This is a genomic window from Halalkaliarchaeum sp. AArc-GB, from assembly GCF_031432225.1.
Classification (GTDB): Archaea; Halobacteriota; Halobacteria; order Halobacteriales; family Haloferacaceae; genus Halalkaliarchaeum.
Genome location: NZ_JAVKGM010000010.1, coordinates 22,824 through 47,247, shown reverse-complemented (window position 1 = coordinate 47,247; position 24,424 = coordinate 22,824). Strand labels below are relative to the sequence as shown.

Below are 24,424 nucleotides of genomic sequence, written 5' to 3'. Positions count from 1 at the left end.
GTCGGGGCTACAGTGTCTCTGATTCGATCGACTGTTTTGAATTTTTAAAAGCTACAAGTGCCTCTTCAGTGTCAACTCCACGTGTGAGTAATGTCACGATATCGTCCGCTTGTAACACTGTTTGACCCTGTGGTGTTAGTATTCGATCACCACGCTCGATAGATATAATGAGGATTTCATCCGCTAAGACGCCGTCTTCGACTGATTGTTGAATTGATTTCTTTACGACAGGTGCGTCTTCAGCTATCGTGATTTCAATGACATTAGCATTACCGGCGAGACTAATGAAATCAGTTGGGCCTCGTGGTTGTTGTTCTCCGTCTGGTCCGAACGGAATATATGGTAGATCAGACTCACTTCGAATGATGTGTTCTTCCTCGATCTCGATTCCCATCTCTGCAAGAGCATGAGAAATACGCTGCAGAGATTCTACATTCTCACCGACCGCTTTAACGTGGAGGTTTCGCTTGCCACTCATCAACTCTCGAACGTTGATAACGCCGGGAATCGACCGGACATCGTGGGCGAGGGGCTCCCGTTCTGCGACCGGAATGGTACAAATATAAAGATTCACCAAGCGACCTTCCGCTCGCTGAAAATCAATATCGGCAGAGTATCCACGAATGATTCCATTTTCCTCGAGCTGATTGATCCGGTTTCGAATCGTTCCTGCTGAAACGTTCAATCCATCTGCAATATCCGGTGCCGAGACCCCTCGCGCATCGGTCATCAGCCAGTAGACCGTTTGTTGGTCAATCTTATCGAGGCGGATGCCTTTGTTCATTTCTGTGGTCATCTATTGTGCCTCCAATATAGTCCCCTGTAGAAGCCGCAAGCGTAAATTCATGACCTTTTTGTATGTCAACATGTAGCTGGTCAGGAATCGGCCGGCATACCGAGATATCGCCACCGCAGTTTCGTTCCACCTTCCAGCTGTGGTTCTTCCCGCACGTGGTACAAGAACGGTCCGTGAGGACAATCATCACAGTCCTTTCCACACGGTTGACGTTTCACTACGAGTGTGTATGTTGGCTTTTCTTCGATCCGGACGATCTCCTCTCCCGGACCAGGCTCGATCTGCTCGCTCACGTCTGGATGAATGACCTCGTACCGCTGCTGTGCATAATCGATGACAGCGCGGAGTTCTGCTTCATCCAAATGATCAATCGCTTCTACAACCGCCGGTGGTAGTGTACTCGATGGGTTCGGTTCGGTGTTCTTCTCCGTCATGGTTTTCTTCCGTGTACTACTATGTGTAGAGATCGAGTCGTCTGAAGACAGCACCCAGAAGCACTGCGACTGGAATGATCTCGAGTCGGCCGACCCACATATTAACGATGAGCATCCACTTTGCTACATCTGGCATATCGGGGCCGGTAATACCAGCATCGAGGCCGACGTTGCTCTGTGCGCTCATCACATCGAAGATAACGTACTCGACCGGGTGATCCGGCGACAGCGCCCACAGCATAACTGCAACCCCGATGATGAGGAAGATGATCCAGAGGACGAACACCACTGTCGCTTCAGTATACTCGCGCTCAGCCTGCTGTTCGTCGAGCGTCCGTTCGCCGAGCTTCAACTGTCGGATTGCACTGTCGGGCGAAAAGACACCGCGGACCTGCCAGAGCGTCCCTTTCAACAAGGTCGCAACACGGATCAGCTTGAGTCCACCAACGGTCGAACCGGCGGCAGCGCCGGTCAACATCCCCAGACAGATGAGGAAGGTGGCACCGGCGGACATCGCTCGTTCGGTTCCCCCGCCGATTGCTACCGTTCCGAACCCGGTGTTCGAAGTCGCCGAGACGAACTGGAACAGACCTGCCCGGAAGTGCTGCTCAAGAGTCGTAAACTGTCCCGACGCGTCGCCGCCCGTGAGCAGCAACGCAGTCAGTGCCAGTGACCCGATAGTGAACCAGATGAAGATCCATCGGGTCTGGAGATCCTTGTAAAAGTTCTCGACCTCTCCTTTCAAGATTAGGTAATGGATCGGGAACGCGATACTTCCGGCAACCATGATCGGGATGACTGCGTACTGGATGAGTGCGTTGTACTCACCGATAGAGGCCCCATGGACAGAGAATCCACCAGTTGCGATCCCAGTCATGGCATGGTTAATCGCTGGCCACAGGGGCATTCCCACCGCCAGCAGCAGCGCGATTGCGGCGACCGTCAACCCAAGATAAATCTTCCAGATTTCCTTGACCGTCGACACCACGCTTGGCATGACCTTACTTTTCTTTTCTCGGGCTTCGGATTCGAACAGCGTCAGCGATCCACTACCCGGCCGTGCGAGAATGGCGACCGTCAACACAATAACGCCAACGCCACCGATCCACTCGGTAAATGATCGCCACCAGTGGAGCGACCTCGGTAGGTCATCCTCGACACTGGCCATTGTTAGCCCGGTGCTGGTGTACCCACTAATGCTCTCGAAGATCCCGTTGAGCGGGTCCCGGAACACGTCGGTCGTCGAGTCAACGGCTGGCGTGTTCATCCAGGCTGGATAGGGATTAATGTAGATTGTCCAGGCGATTAATAAAAACGGCAACGAACCTAAAAATGCGAGTACTCCCCACGCGCTGGCGGCCGTGATCATCGCTTCGACCTTTCCAGGTGAGGGAGCGTCACGGAACCAGCGAGCCAACGCCGTTCCCACGCCAGCCATGATGACTGCGGAGATGGCGAAGGCAGGCATCGCATAAAATTCGGCGTTAATTCCAGCGACGACTATCGAAACGACGAGCATAAGCGAGACGACCTGGAGAATCCGCCCCACGTCACGTGCAACAGTCGGAAGAGTACTCATTGTATTCGATTAACTACCATTTGAACTGTGGCCGAACGTGGAGAGAACCTCGTCAACAGACGTATCGTTGACCAGCACCGTCACGAGATCGCCTGACGAGAGCACTGTGTCTCCTTTTGGAGTCAACACATCCTCGCCACGTTTAATTGCGGCAACGAGGACATCCTCTGGGAGAAGACCCTCTGCCCTGGCTTCCGAAAGACGCTGTTGGGTGATTGCAGATCCGTCTGCTGGTTCGATTTCGATAAATTCGGAATCTTCACTTAGTGTCATGAAGTCCTTGATGCCGGGATAACGAACCGAATGATACAGGTGATCAGCAATCAGTTGCTGTGGATTCTCGACGATATTCACGCCGATTTTATCGAAGATTGGGATGTGAGCAGGATCATGGACCACACTGACGAGTGATGGAACCTCGTACTCACGGGCGAGCAGCATCACCATCGTGTTTACCGCATCGATGTTCGTCGTACTGATGATCGCATCTGCACGCTCAATACCAGCGTCTTCCAGGATGTTACTCTCGGTCGCGTCAGCGTTGAGCACGAGACAATCGTACCTACTGGAGATCTCGTTTGCGACTTCCTCGTCCTGTTCGACAACGACAACGTCGTTACCGTCACCAGTAGCCATCTCGATCAGGTTCGATCCAATCTTCCCTGCTCCAACAATAATCAGGTACATTACTTCGACACCTCTGTCAGCTCGTCTTCGTCAGTCTCAGGGAGCGAAATCACCGGACATGGACTCTCTGAAAGCAATTCATCTTTCAAACCACGTGAGAATAGGTGGGAAAGCAGCCCTGACGACTGCCGAGGTTTGAAGACGATCGCAGTGGCATCGTGGTCGCTCGCGCTCGCAACGATTTCGTCGACAATGTCGGTTCCAGCACGAAGCTCCGTTTGAAACGCTTCTCCCGCGTTGAGGGAGGTCTCAGCGATCATAAACCACTCGCGAGCCTTCTGCTTCAACGCTTCCGGTGACGCGGGATCCATGTACCCCTTTGTTTGCTCGATGACATAGAGAACGTTCACCAGTTCGACCGTTTCATCGATGTGGGGGCGCAACGCTTCACACGTTGCTTTCGTATCTTCCTCATTTGCGATCGGGACGATAATTCGCCGTAGCAAGTTGTCGGTCATAACTCATCCCTGCTGTATGTGCTGTTGAGAGTTCTTCTCTGCCCGGGTTTGTCCGTCTGTGTATCCAAGGGTTTGTTCACATCTCAAATGTAGCCTCAAGCAATATATATACACCGATATTTCGCACAACGCAATTTCACGCCCCGTTAATTGCTTGTCGCGCATCTCCGCGGGCACGATTGCATCACTAGGTGGTAAGCTCGCAGTCTTGACTGATAGGTTAGAATCAGTACGGTTATTTGCGTGCTTGCACCAAACAGGGCATATGAAAGCAACTACGCAAGCAGAAATATATCTCTCAGAAATTGGGCCACGCAAAGTCAGTACTATTGATCTCCCTATCACCACAACATGAACGACCAAGAACTCGCTCGCGACCTCGGTTTTCTTGAGGCGTACACGCTCGGGCTTGGGACGATGATCGGTGCCGGGATTTTCGTCCTTCCCGGTATCGTCGCTGGACGTGCTGGTCCTGCGGCGATGGTCTCATTTATGATTGGGGGATCGGTCGCGTTGCTGGCTGCTCTGTCACTATCCGAGCTTGCGACAGGGATGCCGAAAGCTGGTGGGAGCTACTACTACGTCAATCAAGCACTCGGTGGGTTGTTCGGTACCATTGTCGGCTGGGGAATGTGGGGCGGGTTGATGTTCGCAACAGCCTTCTACATGCTTGGATTCGGTCAGTATCTACTAAGTGCTCCCTCAGATGCGATTCCAGTTATCGCAGCTGCCCTCCTGATGGCGTCGCTCCTCGTAGCCATCAACTATCGTGGCGTAAAGGAGACTGGATCGTTACAGAACGTTATCGTGATAGCGCTATTGGTGCTTATTGGGGGCTTCATCGCCGTCGGACTCACCGCACTTAACCCTGATTTGCTCACGCCGTTTACGCCGGAGGGATGGGGGGCGGTTGGGCTCACTGCTGGAACGGTATTTGTGACGTTCATCGGCTTCGAGGTCATTGCGACATCCGCCGAGGAGATCAAGTCTCCTGGCCGGAACCTCCCGCTATCGATGATTGCTGCGGTCGTCACACCGACAATCCTCTACGTCCTCGTAATGCTTGTCTCAACTGGGATACTCCCTATTGATATCATTGAAGACTCGCCAGTACCGGTCGCGGATGTCGCCGGCGCTTCCGTAGAAGCTTATGGGTCTGTCGGAGCGTTCGGATACTCTATTTCGCTTTCGTGGATCGCTTCAGGCGTGATGATCGTCGGAGCCATTCTCGCGACCGTATCCTCTGCAAATGCTTCGATTCTATCGGCTGCTCGGGTCAATTTCGCGATGGGACGTGATCGCATCCTTTCCGATTGGCTCAACCAAATTCACGGTGCATATCGTACACCATACCGGGCGATACTCGCTACGGGTGCCGTTATTCTTCTTCTGATTGCTGGCCCGCTCCCGATCAGCACCCTCGCCGACGTCGCCGCATTCATGTTTTTGATCACGTATGCACTTGTCCACGTGGCAGTCGTCGTTCTTCGTCGCGCGAATCCTGAAAATTACGAGCCTGATTTCCGAATTCCGAATCTCCTCTATCCTATCGTACCCATTCTCGGATTCATTACTTGTATCGGTGTGATGATCCAGATGGCCCCTATCGTTCAGGGGATTGGTGTCGGAATCGTCGGAGTAGGTGTTCTCTGGTACGTCGGCTATGCGAGGGACCGTTCCGAAGTAGAAAGTCTTCTTGGTGAAGCTGTGGCCCCGACCGAAACGGATTCCCAGGAACATGAAGAGGAACGATATACCGTCGTTGTTCCAGTCGCCAACCCCGAAACCCAACGAACCTTGCTCCGATATGCTGCGGCAAGCGCAGCCGGGAGTGATGGTGAACACGCGGAGATCGTCGCAGTGAACGTCAACGAGGTGCCTCCTCAAACATCCCTCGCACAGGAAGCTGCAATGGAAGAAGAACGTGTTGACCGACAGCGCGAACTCCTTCAGAATGCAAGAGAAGCTGGCGAGGATCTCGGTGTAGCCGTTCGAACTCGAGCGATCATCGGACGCAACACGGCAGAAGTATTGCTTGGCGTTATCGACGAAGAAGACGCCGATCACGTTTTACTCGGCTGGGGTGGACCTCGATCTCGACGAGAGTTTGTTTTCGGATCGACGCTTGACCCGTTACTTGAGCGTGCTCCCTGTGAGGTAACGCTTGTTCGCGACCCAAGCGACGTAACAGAGATCGTTGCACTTGCTGGTGAAGGAATGAATGCTCCGGTGGCTGCGAGGCGAGCTGCGGAATTAGCACGCGCGTTCGGCGCCCAACTACGCTTGCTCAATGTTCAGCCGACCGATCCGGGTGAAACACCGGAAGGAGAAAAAATTGATCCCGAGGAAGCAGGTGCGGAGATAATTCAAAATATCGCTTCGGCTGCTGGTCTGGAACAGGACGAATACGTCATGGATGTACGTGTCTCCGAGGATGTACGTGAGACACTCCTCGAATCGGTTGCTGAGGTGGATACTGTCTGTGTCGGAGCGACAGGACAGAGCTTCGTTGCACAAGCACTGTACGGAACTATTCCTCAGGCTATCGTCGACCAATCGGATGGCACCGTCATAATGGCTCGGGGAGAACAGACGACGACCCGCACCCTTCGGGAAGCGATCATTGAGCGTCTCGGAGGCCGTGCGGACTGAAGGAATCAAATTTCGGTAGTGTCGATGAATTTAGAACGCGAACTCGAAATTCGAGGGGAGATCCTCCGGACTCGTATCCAGCGATTCATTTACGTTCTCGTGGGATCCAACGCGTATCTATTATTCAAGTTCGTCGCCATTGTCCTCAGCATAGACAATTCGTTTTTATCGACTCCATTCACATCGGATCCAGTACTCATCACTGTTACCGGAGTGCTTGGCTATCTGATCATCTCCATCGGTACTGCCTACATCAGGATGGCGGCCTGGATTTCGGATAATCGGGAGGATTTATCGTATACCGCTGTGACAAATGCTGTTCCAGTCCTACTTTTTATACAGGATGATCGAAACAGACGAGCAGGTATTTATTGTATCTGTTTCGGAATCGGAGTTATCGGGATCGCTGGCCTGATGTTGATTATCTCTTTACTGTCAGCGTGACCCCATCTCAACAGAAACCAACTTGAGGCACAGGTGAGTTTGTATCTATATGCACGTGGTCGTCATCGGAGCTGGTGAGGTCGGAACAACTATTGCTGAGAACCTTTCGCCGGATCACGATGTCACCATAATCGATATCGACCCTGAGCGTGCAGAACAGTTAAAATACGGACTAGATGTACTCACGCTCGGTGGCGATGGAACCAGCCTTTCGACGCAGGAGGCTGCAAATGTGGCGGCGTCTGATATGGTCATTGCCTGTACTGACGATGATCTCACGAATCTCGTGGCATGTGGAACCGCTAAAACACTCGGTGATCCATTTACTGTCGCTCGAACAAAAAGCACTGAATATCTCTGGACATGGGAGCGAGATAACTCCGCTTTCGGCGTCGATTTCATGGTCTGTACGGATCTCCTCACTGCCCAGGATATCGTCCGGGTTATTGGGCTACCTGCGGCAATCGACGTCGACCAATTCGCCGATGGAACCGTTCAAATGGCAGAATTTGAAGTCAAAGACGAAAGTCCAGTTGCAGGCCAGACGATCGAAGAGGCCGACCGGTTTGATTCATTGACGTTCGTCGGTGTCTTCCGAGATGGGTCAATGATTCTCCCTCGTGGTGACACGGTAATCGAAGACGGAGACAGAACTGTCGTCATCGGCAGTCCGGAAAGTGTCCAACTCTTCGCGAGCGATATCGCCCCGGAAACGACGCCGAACGAAGCCGATGAAATCGTCATCGTTGGCGGGAGCGAAGTCGGATTCCAAACTGCTCGTCTCTTAGAAAAACGCGGTCTTTCGCCTCGTCTCATCGAACAGAATTCAAAGCGGGCACGGTGGTTGGCGGAGCACCTCCCGGATACCTACGTTATGGAACACGATGCGACCGATACCGAATTTCTCGCACGTGAACACGTTGATCAAGCTGATATCGTCGTCGCTGCTCTTGACTCGGATGAAAAAAATTTGCTCGTCTCGGTGCTTGCACAACGGCTTGGCTGCGCCCGCGTCATTTCGGTCGTTGACAGTGGTGAATACGTGGCACTCTTTGAACAGATCGGTATTGACGTGGCCATCAATCCTCGACGAGTTACAGCAGAAGAGATCACTCGATTTACCTTCGACAAAATTGCTGAGAACATTGCTGTCCTGGACGACGATCTTGCAGAAGTCGTCGAAGTTGAACTCGGGATAGATAGCGAACTGGTTGGACGACGTATTGATGAACTCGTTCAAGAGATCGAGGCAACGTTTGTCATCGGTGCGATCACTCGAAACGGGTCGCTCATTACACCTCGTGGTGACACCAAATTTCGACACAATGATCACGTGATCGCGTTTGTCGAGACGCCTTTTGTCGGTGAATTCATCTCAATGGCCTAAGACAGAGTTCGCAACCGTGTTAGTCCATATCGAGGGACAACAATTAATATAGACTCTACATTGTACTGTGACAATATGGCTAAATGTCCGTACTGTGAGTATGAAGGTGACGCTAAAACCTTTAATTTTGAGTCGATACGTGCGGACTCAAACTATCTCGAATCGGATCGTGGTGTCGTCACATGCCCTGAGTGTGGGGTTGTTGTAGGGGGCTACGCACACCGGAGCTAGAGAGATCTTGTACGGCCAGCAGATGATCTCGTCTATTCATCGTGGCGGCCGTAACCAATCGTCTGAATCGACACGCTAATTATTCGTGCGAGACTCGGTACGTGTGGAATATACCATATCAGTGATTTTTAAATGACTTGGCATATCGACTGGCGAGCCAGCCTCAGTCTCGTTGGAACCGTCATAAAATACCTCGCAATAACGATGCTGATTCCGCTCGTCGTCTCTCTAGTCTACATGGAGGATATCTGGGTATTTGTGGTCTCTATTGGTATTGCAGTCTCTATTGGGTTAGTCCTCGAACGTCTTGATCCGGATCCGGACCTTGGGCCACAAGAAGCACTTCTACTCGTATCACTAGCATGGTTGGCTGCAGCCATTGTTGGCGCAATCCCCTATCTGTTGGCCGGGTACGGAACGGGGTCAACCGTGGGGTTACAAACGTCTTCAATCGCAGCAATGAGAGGCTCAATTATTAACGCCCTGTTCGAGTCAATGAGTGGGTTTACGACGACCGGAGCGACTGTTCTCGGCGAAATAAGCTTCGAACAGCATTCGCATGCACTGCTCATGTGGCGACAGCTCACCCAGTGGCTTGGTGGGATGGGAATTATCGTTCTCATGATCGCGATCCTTCCAGAACTTGCGGTCAACGGTGCTGAACTTATGAAATCAGAAGCGCCGGGACCTGAGTTACAGAAACTCACACCGAGAATCGCCGAAACGGCCCGAGCCCTGTGGATCATCTACTTTGCATTTACTGTCTTGCTTGCGGTCCTCCTGTTTGGCCTACACTTGCTTGGACAAGCGCCAAACATGGATTTGTACAACGCGATCGCGCATGCGTTCACGACGATGCCGACTGGCGGATTCTCGCCGCAGGCGGATAGCATCGCAGCGTTCGCGGCGATCGTACAGTGGGTGATTATTCCGTTCATGGTGATCGCTGGCGTCAACTTCGCATTGTTCTGGCACGTGTTCCATGGGGAAGCGAAGACGATGTACAACAATGCCGAGTTCAGAGTATATACAGGCGCGATCGCGGTACTGATCACGATACTGTTCGTTCTCCTATTCCGCGGTGGGGCTCCTGGAATGGAACTTGGTGGCGTCACAGAAGGGTTCACAGAGAACTCACTTCGACAGGCCGCCTTTCAAATCGGCTCCTTGATGAACTCCACTGGGTACGCAACCGCTGACTTTGCTCAGTGGGACACGCACGCTCAGATTGTGTTGCTTTTCGCGATGTTTATTGGTGGATCTGCCGGGTCTACCGGCGGGGGTATCAAGGTAATTCGCTGGCTCGTTGTCCTGAAAACCATTCGACGTGAATTATTCACGTCTGCGAACCCGGATACTGTAAAACCGGTCCGCCTAGGCGGCCATGTGGTCGATGAAGATGCTATCCGCGGAATTATGGTCTATACGATGCTGTACATCGTACTGTTCGCGTTTGCTACTGTGTTTATCAGTCTTGACTCCGCACGAATCGGCGAGCAATTGAGTGTGTTGGAGGCTGTAAGCGCGTCGATTGCAACGATTGGAAACATTGGACCAGGATTCGGTCAGCTCGGACCATTCGGGAGCTATCTGTTCTTTTCAGACGCGTCCAAACTTCTGATGATCTTCCTGATGTGGATCGGTCGACTGGAGATTGTTCCCGTTCTAGCACTATTCGTTGCAGGCCTCGAGAGACGATAGACTTCTTCTACCTACGGTTAGCACGTGAATTCGAACATTTGTTCGTGAGAATGGTCAGTTCCTGCCGATCGCCGATCCACTCGGCCAGCTTCTGCTTGAGATATTGCCTCGCCGTCAACGGAGTGAAGACGCCCTTGTCGATCATGTCGCCGACGACGTCCTTGAGCGCCTGGAACTGGCCCTGTAGATGGCCGTCGCCGACCGGCTCACCGTCGTACCAGCGCACGGTAGCGAGCGCGCCGTTCCCGACTGTCTCGTCTTGTTCGATCGTCTCCTAGTCGTACTGAAGACCGAACCATAGCGTCCGATACGCGGCTACCTCGAACGTCGTCGACACCACGTAGAACGCCTCGTGATGCAGGTAGTCGAGATGATCGGCGACGATTCCGTCGAGGGAGAGTCCCGTAGCTCGAGGTTTCGGCTCAACGATGGTCGATGGTCGCCACTCGTCGGCCAGGTAACTGCCGAAGGCATCTGCCTCGAGGCCATAGGCCAGCTCGTTGTTTCGCCCACTTGGAATCGGTGTCCTCGCCACCGAACGGCGATTCAGCCGAGATTTGGTTTTTGAGCTTCAGGTTCGCTGCGCCCCAGTGGCTGTAGTGGAGTGTGTACGTTCCGTCGGTTCGTTCATACGCAACGAGCGCGCGATGTCCCATCGAATAATCACCTCGCAGGGCGACCGCGACTGGATCGCCCCGCGCCCTACTGGGGGCGATCAACTACTCACCACAGCTGATCGTCGAGGTAATGTTGTTCGTTTGCGATAGTTACTCTGGAACAGGTCCGTAACGGGTTATCCCGCAGGCCTGACACTGCCAGATCGGTTGCCCGTCCCAGGCCCCGTCTGGAAGATGCTCGTATTCGCTGAACCGGTGCTCTGTCGCTTCCTCACAGCAATGGCAGTCGATGTACCTCTTGTATGAACTCTGGATATTCCGACGCGTCGTGCGATTCTCAGCCGGTCGCTGTTCGACTCCAATAGCCGGGACGAGCCACCTCTCATCGTTTGCAGTGTCGATCCAGGATTCCTTATCCCGGACCACGCGCCCGCTCTCATCGTACAGCCGTGAGATCGGCTGTTCATCCTCCTCATGAGTACCCTCTTCAGTGCCGTTGATGTGCTTCAACACCACAGACAGGAGCTGCGAACCGTTCTCCGACTCGATCCGTACTGCGGGTGGAAGATCGCCCCACGTATCGCGCAGGGTGGTCGCTGGTGGTTCGGATAACTCGTCGATGAGCTGGCAGTCCTCGAGAGGATTCGCTTCGCGCTGTTCGAGGAGCGTACACGCCGCTGCTCCCTTTGCGAGTGCCGTGTAGTCGCACGCTGCTTCAACAACAGCGAAGATAACCCGTGGAACGGGTGTCTGGTCTGCTTGATCGCCGACATCCGTATCTACTGGCTCGATATGGTGTCGGAGGCAGGTGGCACACTTGCGTTGATTCGCTGAAATCGGCTGCCCGCACCCTCGGCAGGCCTTCGACGTCGACTCGTCCGCGTTTGGATAGCCCTCACTTTCGAGCCGATCGTGACCCCCGTGTCTCGAATCAAGATGGTGATCCGGGACGTGGGTGGCTTCCCCACGGGGCTGAAACGCCTCTCGGTCGAGCTGTCGATTCGATTTCCCCGTCACGCTGACGGGTTCACCCGTCTTCGTATTTAAATATCGGTGAGAATAGCAATAGAACATCGAATAGGAATCTGTGAGTTCTGCTTGGTCGACCACTCAACAATACCGCTCTACGAGCGTGTTGTGATGCGTTCGGACCGTCACCGGCGTGGTATCAGCGACTTCCGCGAGATCCGTCTGCGTCACGTAACACCCCGTCTCTTGAGCTGCTGTGTACAGGCAGGCGGCTGCAAACCCCGTCGGTTGCACACCTGTCACGGCGCCGTCGCGCTCAGCCACTTCCGCGAACTGTTCGGCTTGTCGACGAACCCGATCTGGCAGTTCTAGCGCTGAGGCGAACCGCCCAACGAACGCCGCTGGCTGCATCGGTGGTGTCGGGAGGTTGAGCTCTCTGTTCAGGACCTTGTAGGCATTCCGCAGGCTCGAGAACTCACACCGGGCGTACTCCTCGACATCGTCGACGGTCCAGGTCAGGCCGTTGCAGCGCGACGCGCCATAGACGCTCGCGGCGGCCATACTGTCGATCGAACGCCCTCGGAGCAGATCCTCGTCCTGTGCGCTCCGGAAGAGTTGACAGGCTTGATTACGGACGCCCTCACCGAGCTCGAGACAGCTTGCGATCCGTCGGACCTCACCGAGCCCGTGCGCTAGATTCTGTTCCCACTTCGAACGCCATCGTCCTCGTCGTTGCTCGCGACGGAGTCGGTGGAGCTGTCGGCGCTTGTCGCCTGACAGGGTGTTTCCATTCGCGTCGGTGTTCCGGCCGATCGTCGTCGAGAGGCCGCGATCGTGACGGGCTGGGGTGAGGGGAGCACCGGTTCGCTCCGGGTTCGAATCCGCATCCCCGTAGTCCCGCCACTCCGGGCCGTGGTCGATCGGTTGTTCATCGATGATTAGCCCACAGTCGTCACACACTGTTTCGACCGTGTTAGTCGTCACTCGACCGTTACACTCGGGGCACTGGCCTGCCTGCTCGTCGGGCTGTACGTCCTCGTCGAACGTCGTCTCGTAGATGTCACTGATCGCCATACGAATCACCAACTGAAGCGCTCGTGACTGCGACGAGCCCCTCACCCATCGAGGGGCTCAAAAACCACAGCAGCGCGTCTCTGCAGTCAGTTCTCTATCGGATTCGCAGGAAGCTGAGAATCCTGTCGACTCCGTTCTTGAACTTCCGTGTGCAGGCGGCGTTGAGATCCTCGTTCAGGACGGCAACCTCGGAGTAGAACGTCCGACAGGGTGTTGGAAGTTCGTGATATCGCTGTCCGCAGGTCTGACAGGTGAGTTCGAATTCTGCTCGCACTCTGGCTTGATGGTAATCTCTCTCGCCGTCTTCGGTGTACCCCATCTCTTCATACACCAATTTCTTCGTGACGAACTCCGTTCCGTCACACACTGGACACTGCGTCATTTCAAGTGGGTATCCAATTGAGGAGACGGATTCGCTCGCGTTGTCTTCTTCTGGGGGTTGCTCGCCGTTGGTTCGAGTGGGTACTCGAGCATCGGTCGGCTGGTCGGTCTGTTCTTCGGTCTCATAGGTTTCTGTCCACGACATAGGTTTTCCAGGACCGTGTTCGAATTTCGATGCGACTCCACCCACTTGGAGTCGCAAAAAAGTCACCCCTTAACCAACATCGTCGATCCTCTTGTTCATATTGTTGGTTAATGATGGAAGCCAACAATCTCGGGATTATAGTTCAGGTTCCACTTTCACCTCGGTTGGCTCGACTTTTTGGACTTATGCGATCAATATCGGTTTGCAGCCTGGAATCCAGTGTCACACGCTCCAGCGCTCCATTACCCGATGTCCACTGAACGCTCGACCCTTGGAATCTGTCCGGCCTGCGAGACCGAGATACCCGCAGGTATGCTCCTCATCGAGTACGAGAAGGGCGGCCACCAAGCGGTCTACGCTGAGTGTCCGTCATGCGAGGACCCAGTTCACCCCCGGTGAGTTTCCACCCACATCCGCCCCATCGTCGAGAGCTGTGTTTCGAGGCGGTTCCCGACCTTTTCCCGGTCCACATAGCCCTTCTCGTCGAGTTTCGAGACGTTATACTGGACCCGGCTCCGGAACGATTCGTCGTACTTCTCTCCCTCTTCTTCGGCCAACTGTTCGGCGAGCGCCGACGTCGACGCAATAGAATCCTTCCTGAAGAGGAAGTTCAGGATGGTCTCCTCGAACTCCTCGACGTCACTGCCAGGCGACGACGGGAACTCGACGTACATCTGCCCATCCAGATCTCGGGCACCCTCAGTCACGCCGTTCTCATCGATCTTGTTGAGCAAATCTCGGATATTCGTGTACTGAGGATGGACTCGGATGTCTTCGCTCATCTCCTCGAAGAGGTTCTTCGCGTCCTCCAAGGCATCGATCATTTCGAGGACGAGGTACTTGTCAGGAGCGACGTAGTATGTGTGGAGCATATCCCGGATACCCTCAACCTCGGACTGGTACTCGGCAATAATGGAATCAGCAGCCGTGGCGAAGGCGAATGCAGTCGTGCGGGGCATTGAGGAGATATTGACGAAGACCTCATTCCCGGCTTCGAGCTCGTCGAGGATGTACTCGTGCGCGACCGGATACAGCGTCTCGTACTGGTACAGCTCCTCGATATCAATGGGTTCCCGCTCGACTTCGACATCGATCAGCTCGAAAGAGTTCTCCAGCCGAGTAGTCATATTGTTCGCCAGATCGGCAGCACGATCCGTCGCCTCATCATCTGGATCGCCCTCGTGCGTGATGAGAACAACTCGGTCTGCCTCCAGTTCTCCTTTCGAAATTGGGTAGATGAGTCGATCGAAGTCGAATCCGACCGGGATGAAATGGACTCGTTCGGTCATGATTCCCTCTGTCTGTGGTTCATGCTAAAGACCTTCGTTATACAATCGACACGTGGGAAGAGTTATAGGCTTAGTGGCTTTCCAACTGACTGAATACACCAATTAAGGCATTTTGTAGAAAATATATCCAACATATTTATCCCTGTGCGGTTCGTAGTGGTCAGATAGGTGCCACCGAGACACAACCGCACCTGGAGCCACGGCATGCAGGACGACCCGTTTCCCCGCGAGTTTGGCGCAAAGATCCACCCGAGCCATCACATCCACCAGCGACTGTACGCACACAATCCGGATCCCGTTCCGTTCGTCGCGTGCAAGGTCCACCGATCCTCCTGGTTCGTCAACAACCCACGTGCTGCGTTCCTGAGCCCGGATCAGGATCTCTTCCTGATGACGTACGAGAACGACCGGCACATCATTGGGCGGGATACAGTCGACGTTGTCGACCGATTTGAGGAACTTGACGGCGTCGCCCAAGGCGCGTTCGCAGGTGACCGACTCACGTATGGGTCTATGAATCGGCGCGAGGTCGTGAAGGAAATCGACGAGAGCGTCCAACGACAACTGACCGCCCACGAGCTGATGGAGGAACGAGGCATCGACATGCCCCTCTATCCGTCCATCATGGGGTGGGAGGACTGGCACTTCGAGCGGTGCCGAGTCCTCGTCGACGAGATCAGTCGCTGGGTTGGATTCGACGCAACGCAGTATGACTCCGAGTACGAGTTCGCCAAGCACGTCAAGAGAGTCGACAAGGTTCTGGAGCCGAAAGGGATCTTCGTCAACGGGTGCGTCTCGCCGAAGTGGCTCCGGATGCTCCCGAAGTCCGTCGTGGCCTGCTCCGGGAGTTACAACATCCGAGAGGAGACTAAGGACGCGACCGGCACCCCGCAGCGAGACAAACTCCCCGAAGTCGTGGAGAAGCGAGTAAGTGCGCTCAACAACTGGCAATCGGAACTCACCAACTACCTATGACCAAGAAAAGCGGTGGAGCCCCACCAGAACGGTACGACGAAGAGCCATGGCAACCACCGGGAGCCGAGGAACCCCTGCAACGATCCCTCGACCTGGCCCTCCAACGCGAAGATGGCGACGAAGAGGAACCCGAGTTCATCTACGGAGACATCGTCCACGACACCGAGGCCGATGAGCCGATCGCTCTGGTCGTGGTGAACATCCCCGGACTCGAAGCTGACGAGTGGGAATTTGAGGACGGAGACACGCTGGCGGACAAGACTCCGAAGTACCCGGATGACGACGAGATCATCGTAGTTACCCCACTCGATGTGCTCGAAAAGTACATCCCAAGATGGGGCGACCGGGAGGCTGCAATCCCACTCAATGAACTCGTGGAGGAGGAAATCCCCTTCGCACCGTTCCCGTCCCTGCAACTGATCCGGGTCGAAGACTCTCACCTCCGAGACTGAAACGGCCGACAAGCTGTTGCCGATCTTGGTCTTGCTTGCCCTCTTGTTCCTAACCGGAACGCTTGGGACCGTTATGGGCGCTTTTGCAGACGTATACGCCTCTTTTGTCCTGCCCCATCAAACTGACTTCGCCCCCCGTCGCGTCACCGCCCGAATTGTCGGTTCGGTCGTGGCTGCGCGCGCAGCGCAGCGAGCACGGAGCGGAGGGTGGGGTGGCGGGGCTTGGGTCGGTCCGGCACATATGAAAAAGAAGGCTGCTCCGACTTGTCAGTCCTTCCACCACCGGCGCTCGCGCTCTGGGAACACGATCCGACTGTCGTAGGTCAACGCGAGACTGCAGCGTCCCTGGTACCAGTTCTTCTTTGCTTCCCACAACTGGATCCGATCACCTTCTTTGACCCAGGGTTGGTCGCTTTTCGCCCATGAGGTGAACTTGATTTTCCCGCTATCATCTGCGATGAGGCCCACTTGGGCGATTGCTGGACTACTGGGTTCCCACAGCTCGATCACTGTTCCTTCGACGTTTATCTCTCCACCTGGGAGTTCGGGCACATCGGCAACCTCCAGGAGGATACTGGGCATCAGCTTGACTCTCTCGAGCGTGTCAAACACTGCGTCCATCGTCGACTGACCATCTGCGATCCGTTCACCAAGCAGCCGTCCGATTGCGGCACGACTCGGGCCACCGTTCACTTTTTCAACGATCCGCTGGGCGTGTTGATTCACCGTCGCGAGCTCGTCCTGGGAGAGGCGCTCACGGGGATCCGGCGCTGGCTCCACGTCCTGCCGGCCCGTCTCTTCGACCGTCACCCGGCTCGTCCGGCGAACCTGCTCGGTGACGACCTTCCGCGTGCGCTTCGCCCGTCCCTCTTGCGTTCCGAGTTCGGCCTGGGCACTGATGTGTTCGAGTTCGGCTTCCCGGGCCCGAATGCGCTCCTCCTGGGCGAGGGTCACACCGTAGATGCGATCGTCGACTTCCTGTGCGATCCCATCTGGATGATTGGCGTCCACTTTCGCCTGGATTTCCATGTCGACCGTCGGCTGGAACTCCGGGGTCTCGTCGACGACCTCGAACCCGTCCTCGTCGAGCTCCGTCTCGCCGGGCTGCTTGTAGGCCTGTTCATCGACCGAAATTTCATTACCGATTGCGTTCTTACTGGACATTGGATCTCACTGATCCGAAGGCGCTCACGCGCCACCACCCGCGTCTCCACCGCGGGTTTTCCACGACCGTCACCAACCAGAGTCATCTGCGCTCTCGCTCGCGCCTTCGCGCTCGCCCTTGGCGGGCGCGAGCGAGAGCGCCTACACGATGGGACGCATCCAGCACCGCGCGCCGACCCGCCCGGAGCGAGCGGCCAGCGCATTCCCCGTTCGCCGCGACGCAACTACGTCCGTCGCGGTCGGCTTCGCCGAGGTCCGCAGGACCCGAACGGGTGAAGCGCTGGCGTCGAGGGCACATGCACTTTAGCCCGGAACGGGCGCGGGCGGTGCGGAGAGCGCCCGCATGCCCGGAATGGTCGGTCGCGAGCGACGCGGAGGGCGGAACGCGGCGAGCGGGGCGGGCCGGTACGAAGCAGCTGCCAAGCCGGTCACGCTGCTTAGCAACACAACCGCTATCCTGGTGGACTCAGAAAGGGCGAGGCCGTCTCGGTCGTCCCCCGACCCCGTAAGCACCGCAGGAACGAGGGGCGCAGCGGCGGTCGCGGGATGCCGAGCGGCCGAGGGCTTTCAGGAGTCGTCTCTACAGCTAGCTGCTTGACGTATCCAACAAGTCGATAGAGGGTCCAGTCTGAAGCCTTTCTACAGACCGCTCATGGACAGATTACTCCTCCAGAAGTGCCACCAACTGGGCGACGTATGGGCTGTTGTCCCAGCTCCGATGGGGGCTGATCGCGCTAAATAGTATTCGCGCCTCCTCGTGGGTCATATGGCCGTTTCGGGCGTAATCACAGATTAGCCGCGGCGTCGGGACAATTCGCGGCCCCTGGAGTACTGCGTGAATAAGCGCGAAGTTCGTGCCGCCAAACTCGTCGGTGAGAAAGCTGTCGACATCAAGCGCGTTCGCGAGGACGATGCCATCGGTTTCGCCGTCGTCGAGACCGAACGTCGGCCGCGAGTCCGGTGTCTCGTCACGCTCGTACGGATCTTCGACTGCGTAGTGGTCGCGAGCCGCGAGGACATTCGTTGCTGCGGCGCCGTGGATATCCTGATACTGCGTAATGTCGCGGAGCTCTGTGACGACCTCGGGTGGCACGAACACGTCACACGAGGTGAGCAGATACTGAAGGGGGTCCGGGGCGGTTTCAGTATCGTACGCTGCATCGGCGCGTGGCACGGCCAAACTGACCAGTGCGCTGGTGTCGGCCACGACTGTTCGCAGCTGTCGGCGACCGCTCATCGATCGTCGTCGGTCGCGGTGTCGACCGTTATCGCGTCGCCATCGTAGACGTCGACGTCGTCGGGGGTAGTGAGATCGAGTGGCTCGTCCTCGAGATCGGCTTTGAGGAGGCGGAGTCGCTGGGCCGTCTCGGCGCCGACCAGTTGCTTGACCGTCTGGAACTCGAGTTGGTCGTCGTAGTACTTCGTTGCGACCAGCTCTTGGAACGTCTCGCTGTCAGCGGTCTCTTCGATGTACTCGCGGATGGCCTCGACGAGGAGATCCGTCCGATCTTTGTCGAAGAGATCTGCGATCGCGTCAAGTCGGTCGACGAGATACTCCGGGGACTGGAAATGGACTCGGCGTGGGTCATCGCTCGCGCTCATTCTATGTGCAAGTTCTGCACACAGGAGGATAACCGTTTCGGCATATGTGCAGAATTTGCACATTGTCTCAAGATAGAGGATAGGGTTCGTCGAGTCACGACGCGGAGTTTGCTTCAGTGCACGTCGACGTCGAGCGCTGCTCTCGGCGTCGCGACGACATGTTCCTCGAGGTCGCGCGTCCAGTACGTGGCAGGCCCACCGGGGCTACAACGTGCGCACATCTGGAGGGGTCCTTCGAGGTGGCCGAGTTCCACCCGGAACCGCGTGAGTGCTGCGAGCGCGTCGACGACGAGTCCGCAGTCGTCGCAGGCGTGATAATCGCGTTCGTCGGGATCCGGCCGCGTCTGGATGGCACAGTCGACACAGATCGGGTGGGTGACCCGCTCGTCCTGTCCCCAGGTATGCGCCTCACCAGCCTCGGTGCCGGGCGGGGCGTCACAGAAGGAACAGCCAACGAGCGTCTGCTGCATTACTTGTCCTCCTCGCCGCTATCGCGGGCGGCGGTCCAGCCGTTGTGGAAGACGGCCAACTGGGTGGTGGAGTCGAAAGCAGTGCTACTCGGCTCGTGGAAGAGAACTTGAGCCTCAGGAACGGGTGTAACGATGTCCGCGTCGACGAGCTCACTGACGAGGTTGCGGGCTGTCGCGTTGTCGACGTCCGCTGTGGCGACGCCGCTGGCGTCGCGGTCCTGGGCGAGAAGCTCTTTCTCGAGCTGTTCGTAGTCGGTACTCGTGTCGTCGTGAGGATCGGGATCAGCCATGGTGAATCACGCCGTGCACGCTGTCGAGCGCCGCACGCTTCTCGGCGCGAACAAACAAACCCGTGTCAGCACGGCTCAGTCGGGTGTCGGAATTCGATACCCGATGACGGCGACGTCGTCGATGAACAGAATGCCCTTCATAAAGTCCAGCTTGGTCAAGCTGTGGCGATACAGGTTATCTTTCCCCCGGTAGTTTACTGGCACCACCAGGCAGCCGAATTCGATCTTCGGTCGCCCGTCTTTCTGGGTGCGGTAGCCTTTCTGGAACTTGAGCAGATCGTCGCTAATGCTTTTCCGCTCGCTTTTTTCGACCTCGATCGCGATGCGCTCGTCAGGCTGGTACAGATCAACGCTGTAATTAAATCCCAAATGCGACCAGAGTTTGCAGTTGGGGTTATACCCGCCAGCGCGATCGCCTTCATATTCGTACTGTGGCAATCCTTCAGCGATTTCAGCATCAAATGCCCCAATCTCCGTATTCTTCGTCGAGTTTCGGAAGACATACTCTGGTACCTGCTCGACCGCGGATCGAATGGACGCTAACGTATCACTTGGAAATGACCGAGATGAGGTTTGTTTCCGTCGTTTACTCAACAATGATACCCTCTCTACCTCGACCATCGTACATGATGACTCATCACCGGACATTCAAAACAGTATCCAGGTGTGTCTCCAACCCTCCATGATGAGGCAGTTGGGTGGCCCCTTCGTCGATCGGCCTGCGGCCTTGCACCTCGGCCCCTGTGGCCGCGAACAAAGGTTTGTGCCGCCACCCCCACCGTATATTGGTCGATTTTCCGGCTGTCAGGTGGCTGAATTTGCTCGCAAATCGCCAGACGGAGCTACCTGACACCCGATTTCGTAGCCTGCTGGCGAGCACACTTGTTCGAGAAACAGCTGTCTAGTGCTGCAGTCTTGCGATTTTGTAGTTCAGATGAGGATCGGTTCCGTCGGGTGTCAGGTGAGAATCGGGGGTGTCAGGTTGCCTTTTCGATAAAACAGAGAGACGCTCGATATCGTTGAAACACTCACGCCATTATATTTTGGTGGTCGTGTTGAATAAAAGGCGCAAACGTAGCAGGATTTGTGAGGTATCGCGGCCATTTCTCTGACCTGAATCACCACAAACTTAGATGACTGGTGGCTAGTCAGGGATGGAATGGATTTTGTTGAGAGGTATCAGACTGTCTTCGTTCTTATCGCTATTCTTGGCGGTCTCGCACTCGGGCAGGTGTCTGGCGTCGCTCCCATCGCAGACCATCTGATTCTCCCGTTTTTGATGGTAATGCTGTTTGCCGCGTTCGCTGGAATTCCACTCTCCAGACTCCGTTCAGCATTCGGGAACCGTCGAGTTGTCGGGTCGAGTCTTCTGATTAATTTCATTTGGAGTCCGTTGTTGGCGGTGGCACTCGGTGCGATCTTCCTTCGAGATCACCCTGCCCTGTGGGTCGGACTTATCATGCTGATGGTGACACCATGTACGGACTGGTATCTCATTTTCACCGACATCGCCGACGGGGATGTACCGCTGGCAACTTCTATTCTCCCGTACAATCTCGTCCTCCAGTTGATACTGCTTCCACTCTATCTGTACGTCTTCGCCGGCGAACTGGTTGCGTTACCGGTGGAGCTATTGGTCGAAAGCGTCGTTCTCGTGCTCGTTGTTCCGCTGGTGGTCGGCGGGATCGCTCGGTGGGGATTGACTCGCCAACTGGGTCACGAGTGGTTCACTCGGAAGTTTCTTCCGAAGTTGAGCCCGCTTCAAATCATATTTTTGAGCCTCGCCATCGGGGCAATGTTCGCCTCGCAGGGTGAGGTGATACTGGACAATCCCGGACTGCTCGTACTCCTTGCCATTCCTGTGATCGTTTTCTATGTGATTAACCTCGGCATCGGGTTCGGCGTCGGACGAGTGCTCTCGTTCTCGTACAAGGAGATGGTCTGTTTCAATAACACAATTCTGTCGCGGAACTCACCGACCGCCCTCGCCATCGCGGTTGTTGCCTTCCCACATGAACCGCTCATTCCACTGGCGCTGGTTATCGGGCCACTCTTGGAACTTCCGCTCCTTGGTGTGATCGCGCAGGTTCATGTAGCAATCAGAAATCGAGACTGGTGGCCATTTGATCTACCAGCCTTCTTCAACAGAGGCTGACCCACACACTACACAACTGAGGAATCCGGATGAATGGCGCTGTTCAAATCCTCTTCTTCAGACATAATACAGTACGAAACAGCCGCTCGCTGAAGAGTGCTTATGAACTAGTGGCTGGGATTTTCCCGAGTAGATAAAGGATGACACCTGCAACAATTAGAGCCATTACAAGTGCTGAAGTGAGAAGCTGGAGGTCAACACCAGTTAGCTGACTTGCGATCATTGCGAATATAAGTCCAATGAGAACACCGATCCCGATCTTTAGTACGTCAACGCTGTTCATAGTGTCTCCCATAGTAGACGAATAGTATAAAATGGCCTGTATTTACCGCACCCGGAGCAAAACGTATCACTTATTTAGGATTTCAACAGAGTCAGCTGAATCTATCTCTATGATCGTATTAACGACTGGGAGTGAAACTAGAGCTAAACTCTCTACCGATCGAATAAAACGAACTGTTTCGCTCTATCTAGCGCGGATCGGCTGTCTGCGGTCTTAGTCTCTGTTCCCTGGTCTGGATTTTGCTCGAACTCGCGGTCTTTGAGAGCGACTTCTAGTCGGTCACGTTCCGAGCGAACTGTGATGAGTTCTGACCGAAGTCGCTCGACTTCAGCCCTCAGTTCCTCGATCCGGTCGGTTTTCTCAGATAATTCTGCTTCGAGATGTTCGACCTTTGTCAACAGGAGTCGATTCTTTTCACGAAGGTGAGCTCGATCGATGTTAGAGGACCCCTCATTATCTATTGAAATTCCCTTGATACCCTGTTTGTGCTGTTCCTTATCCTCAGTCTCCTCATCAGGCGTGACCGGTTCGCGTCTGTGCTTCAGACCGGCCGCTTCGATAGCCGCGAGTGTCTCGTTGTAGGTTTCGTAGCCGGGGAATCCCTCGTAGGTTCCATCTTTACCCTCACGATCGACGAACGCATCCTCCGGACAAACCTCAAGGGCGACAGCCGCTTTTCGAACGGCCCAGAACGGCATCTGGTCGTAGGTGCCGCCGTCGACACGGTCTGCGCCAGCCTCTGGAACCCATACGGGAATGTCGTAGCCAGCGCTACGCAGTTCATCGACAGCAGCCCAGTAGTCCTCTCCATCGAGGTCTGCATCGGCGTCAGAGAGAATCCCCGTCGCGAGCGCCATCAACTTCGCCGATCCACCGCCAGCATTCACCTTTGAATCGCCGAAAGTGTTGGCCTGCTCGTCGACGAAACAGGACTGTCCGCTCTCACTGTGGCGCCAGCACGGATCGAACTGCGGGCGCGGCTGGTTCGGATCCGTATCATAGGCATCGCTCGCGTAATGGCGGGCGATCTCGGTGATGTCGATGTTCTCGACAGCCTCGTAGACGTCCTCTTTGAATGGGGTGATGGGGTGTCCTTCGAGAGTTCCGTCAAGTTCGTCCAGCCGCTCTTGCCGCCGTTGAAGTGCCGCCTCGCGCTTACGCTGGCGTTCCTGTTCCCGCTCTCGCTCCGCTTCGATCCACACCTCCAGAGTTGTCTGCCACCCGTCGTGATCCTCATACAGGTCAGACCAGAGCGTCGCAACTAGCGATTCAATGCAGCCCGTATGCTCAACTCGAGTGAGGTCGTTCGCCCAGGTAATCGCTTCCTCGACGAGCTTATCATCGACTGCCTCGAACGGACATAGCTCGTAGCGGACGTCGTCGGTCGCGATGGGCGTGACGACGGCGTCGTGGTTAGCGTGAATCGAGAGTGGCGGTTTGTACTGGCGGTTCTTGTTGTTCACCCAGTCGGGCTGGATGACCTCTCCAGCGCCGTCGACGCGCTCATTCACCCGGGCCTCCGCTTGTTGGAGCCACGCATTCGAGCGATCAAGGAACTCGTCGAACACCCGTTCCAGCGCGTCGGGATCGTCACTGAAGTGATCTGCAATCGGGAGCGTGGCCTCCGGAGCACCGAACACGTACACACCTCCCACCGAATCTAGCGCGTACACCGCGTCCCGAGTCCCGTAGAGTGTCGCGTACTCGTCGATGTAGGCGTCGAGGGTCTCCTCGACGAGTTGCTTAGTTTCGGCGTCGAGGTCGCCCCGCTGGGGCTTGATGTCGTCGGCAAGGTCGATATCGCCCCACGCTGGAACTGCCTGGAGGTCGGTGTAACCAGGCGTCGGGGGCTCGTCCTGCCAGACTGTCATTCCTTCCGACTCGTCGTATCGACAGGGTTCCCACCGCTGGAAGGCGGTTGGCGTCTTGTAGGTGGTAACGGCATAGAGCGTTCGCTCGAGACGGCCGTGGATCTCGTCGTAGTCGCGATCGAGACGGGTGACTCGACCGCGTTGCGGATACCCGGCCTTGATCGCCTCGACGTCGTCGTGGTCACGCTTGATGTACCACCCGACGAAGTCGTTCAGGCCGATCGTGGGATAGTCGTCGACGGTCGCCAGCGCCTCGTAGACGGGTTTCGCACGGCGGTAGTGCTCGCTGATGACGGAGTTACTGAGCGTCATCTGACG

General features: G+C 55.6%; 23 protein-coding genes and 1 pseudogene. 6 read left to right on the top strand and 18 right to left on the bottom strand.

What is annotated here, in order from left to right; translation table 11 throughout:
• Positions 1-7 precede the first annotated feature (7 nt).
• The 5 genes from RH858_RS10585 to RH858_RS10565 form a co-directional block, all read right to left on the bottom strand.
• A complete protein-coding gene (locus RH858_RS10585; RefSeq protein ID WP_310561803.1) occupies positions 8-796 on the bottom strand; it encodes a TrkA C-terminal domain-containing protein in 789 nt (262 codons plus the stop codon).
• Positions 797-876: 80 nt separating this feature from the next.
• Positions 877-1,230: a hypothetical protein gene (locus RH858_RS10580; RefSeq protein WP_310561802.1), complete on the bottom strand. Its 354-nt coding sequence runs from the start codon at positions 1,228-1,230 to the stop codon at positions 877-879.
• 19 nt (positions 1,231-1,249) lie between these two features.
• Positions 1,250-2,779 (bottom strand): TrkH family potassium uptake protein, encoded by a 1,530-nt coding sequence (locus RH858_RS10575; RefSeq protein ID WP_310561801.1) that lies wholly within the window; start codon positions 2,777-2,779, stop codon positions 1,250-1,252.
• Positions 2,780-2,818: 39 nt separating this feature from the next.
• Positions 2,819-3,496 carry a TrkA family potassium uptake protein gene (locus RH858_RS10570; protein WP_310561800.1) on the bottom strand — a complete coding sequence of 226 codons (678 nt, stop codon included), beginning with the start codon at positions 3,494-3,496 and terminating at the stop codon, positions 2,819-2,821.
• Entirely contained in the window at positions 3,496-3,954 is a 459-nt protein-coding gene (locus tag RH858_RS10565) for a universal stress protein (protein WP_310561799.1), read from the bottom strand. The genes RH858_RS10570 and RH858_RS10565 overlap by 1 nt, the downstream gene beginning before the upstream one ends.
• Positions 3,955-4,305: 351 nt before the next feature.
• Here RH858_RS10565 and RH858_RS10560 point away from each other — a divergent pair, with 351 nt between their 5' ends.
• The 3 genes from RH858_RS10560 (at position 4,306) to RH858_RS10550 (ending at position 10,369) form a co-directional block, all read left to right on the top strand.
• On the top strand, positions 4,306-6,606 hold the full coding sequence (locus RH858_RS10560) for an amino acid permease (RefSeq protein ID WP_310561798.1): 2,301 nt from the start codon (positions 4,306-4,308) through the stop codon (positions 6,604-6,606).
• A 493-nt stretch (positions 6,607-7,099) separates the two neighbouring features.
• Complete coding sequence (gene trkA, locus RH858_RS10555) at positions 7,100-8,437, top strand: Trk system potassium transporter TrkA (RefSeq protein WP_310561797.1); 1,338 nt, start codon at positions 7,100-7,102, stop codon at positions 8,435-8,437.
• A 363-nt stretch (positions 8,438-8,800) separates the two neighbouring features.
• On the top strand, positions 8,801-10,369 hold the full coding sequence (locus tag RH858_RS10550) for a TrkH family potassium uptake protein (protein WP_310561796.1): 1,569 nt from the start codon (positions 8,801-8,803) through the stop codon (positions 10,367-10,369).
• Between the two features lie 7 nt (positions 10,370-10,376).
• Here RH858_RS10550 and RH858_RS10545 read toward each other — a convergent pair.
• The 5 genes and pseudogenes from RH858_RS10545 to RH858_RS10525 form a co-directional block, all read right to left on the bottom strand.
• Positions 10,377-11,025, bottom strand: a pseudogene (locus RH858_RS10545) (DUF6735 family protein).
• Between the two features lie 111 nt (positions 11,026-11,136).
• A complete protein-coding gene (locus RH858_RS10540; RefSeq protein WP_310561795.1) occupies positions 11,137-12,003 on the bottom strand; it encodes a hypothetical protein in 867 nt (288 codons plus the stop codon).
• A gap of 93 nt (positions 12,004-12,096) precedes the next feature.
• Positions 12,097-13,029, bottom strand: a complete 933-nt coding sequence (locus RH858_RS10535; RefSeq protein ID WP_310561794.1) for a transcription initiation factor IIB family protein — start codon at positions 13,027-13,029, stop codon at positions 12,097-12,099.
• 94 nt (positions 13,030-13,123) lie between these two features.
• On the bottom strand, positions 13,124-13,555 hold the full coding sequence (locus RH858_RS10530; protein ID WP_310561793.1) for a hypothetical protein: 432 nt from the start codon (positions 13,553-13,555) through the stop codon (positions 13,124-13,126).
• A 386-nt stretch (positions 13,556-13,941) separates the two neighbouring features.
• Positions 13,942-14,844 (bottom strand): DUF6293 family protein, encoded by a 903-nt coding sequence (locus tag RH858_RS10525; RefSeq protein ID WP_310561792.1) that lies wholly within the window; start codon positions 14,842-14,844, stop codon positions 13,942-13,944.
• 168 nt (positions 14,845-15,012) lie between these two features.
• Here RH858_RS10525 and RH858_RS10520 point away from each other — a divergent pair, with 168 nt between their 5' ends.
• Together RH858_RS10520 and RH858_RS10515 are read left to right on the top strand one after the other, a co-directional pair.
• Positions 15,013-15,819 carry a hypothetical protein gene (locus tag RH858_RS10520; RefSeq protein ID WP_310561791.1) on the top strand — a complete coding sequence of 269 codons (807 nt, stop codon included), beginning with the start codon at positions 15,013-15,015 and terminating at the stop codon, positions 15,817-15,819.
• Positions 15,816-16,271, top strand: coding sequence for a hypothetical protein (locus RH858_RS10515; RefSeq protein WP_310561790.1), 456 nt, complete (start codon positions 15,816-15,818; stop codon positions 16,269-16,271). The genes RH858_RS10520 and RH858_RS10515 overlap by 4 nt, the downstream gene beginning before the upstream one ends.
• Before the next feature lie 267 nt (positions 16,272-16,538).
• Here RH858_RS10515 and RH858_RS10510 read toward each other — a convergent pair whose 3' ends face one another.
• From RH858_RS10510 to RH858_RS10485, 6 genes are all read right to left on the bottom strand, one after another.
• Positions 16,539-17,435, bottom strand: coding sequence for a DNA-binding protein (locus RH858_RS10510; protein WP_310561789.1), 897 nt, complete (start codon positions 17,433-17,435; stop codon positions 16,539-16,541).
• Between the two features lie 661 nt (positions 17,436-18,096).
• Positions 18,097-18,672 (bottom strand): hypothetical protein, encoded by a 576-nt coding sequence (locus RH858_RS10505; RefSeq protein ID WP_310561788.1) that lies wholly within the window; start codon positions 18,670-18,672, stop codon positions 18,097-18,099.
• Entirely contained in the window at positions 18,669-19,037 is a 369-nt protein-coding gene (locus RH858_RS10500) for a hypothetical protein (RefSeq protein WP_310561787.1), read from the bottom strand. Before RH858_RS10500 ends, RH858_RS10505 begins: the two co-directional genes overlap by 4 nt.
• Positions 19,038-19,150: 113 nt before the next feature.
• On the bottom strand, positions 19,151-19,507 hold the full coding sequence (locus RH858_RS10495) for a hypothetical protein (RefSeq protein WP_310561786.1): 357 nt from the start codon (positions 19,505-19,507) through the stop codon (positions 19,151-19,153).
• On the bottom strand, positions 19,507-19,797 hold the full coding sequence (locus RH858_RS10490) for a hypothetical protein (RefSeq protein ID WP_310561785.1): 291 nt from the start codon (positions 19,795-19,797) through the stop codon (positions 19,507-19,509). The genes RH858_RS10495 and RH858_RS10490 overlap by 1 nt, the downstream gene beginning before the upstream one ends.
• 75 nt (positions 19,798-19,872) lie before the next feature.
• A complete protein-coding gene (locus tag RH858_RS10485; protein ID WP_310561784.1) occupies positions 19,873-20,418 on the bottom strand; it encodes a hypothetical protein in 546 nt (181 codons plus the stop codon).
• A 538-nt stretch (positions 20,419-20,956) separates the two neighbouring features.
• Between RH858_RS10485 and RH858_RS10480 the strand changes: the two genes are divergently transcribed.
• Positions 20,957-21,952 (top strand): bile acid:sodium symporter, encoded by a 996-nt coding sequence (locus RH858_RS10480; RefSeq protein WP_310561783.1) that lies wholly within the window; start codon positions 20,957-20,959, stop codon positions 21,950-21,952.
• A 100-nt stretch (positions 21,953-22,052) separates the two neighbouring features.
• Here RH858_RS10480 and RH858_RS10475 read toward each other — a convergent pair whose 3' ends face one another.
• Both RH858_RS10475 and RH858_RS10470 read right to left on the bottom strand, forming a co-directional pair.
• Positions 22,053-22,235, bottom strand: a complete 183-nt coding sequence (locus RH858_RS10475; RefSeq protein ID WP_310561782.1) for a hypothetical protein — start codon at positions 22,233-22,235, stop codon at positions 22,053-22,055.
• A 152-nt stretch (positions 22,236-22,387) separates the two neighbouring features.
• Positions 22,388-24,418 carry a hypothetical protein gene (locus RH858_RS10470; RefSeq protein ID WP_310561781.1) on the bottom strand — a complete coding sequence of 677 codons (2,031 nt, stop codon included), beginning with the start codon at positions 24,416-24,418 and terminating at the stop codon, positions 22,388-22,390.
• Between the last annotated feature and the right edge of the window lie 6 nt (positions 24,419-24,424).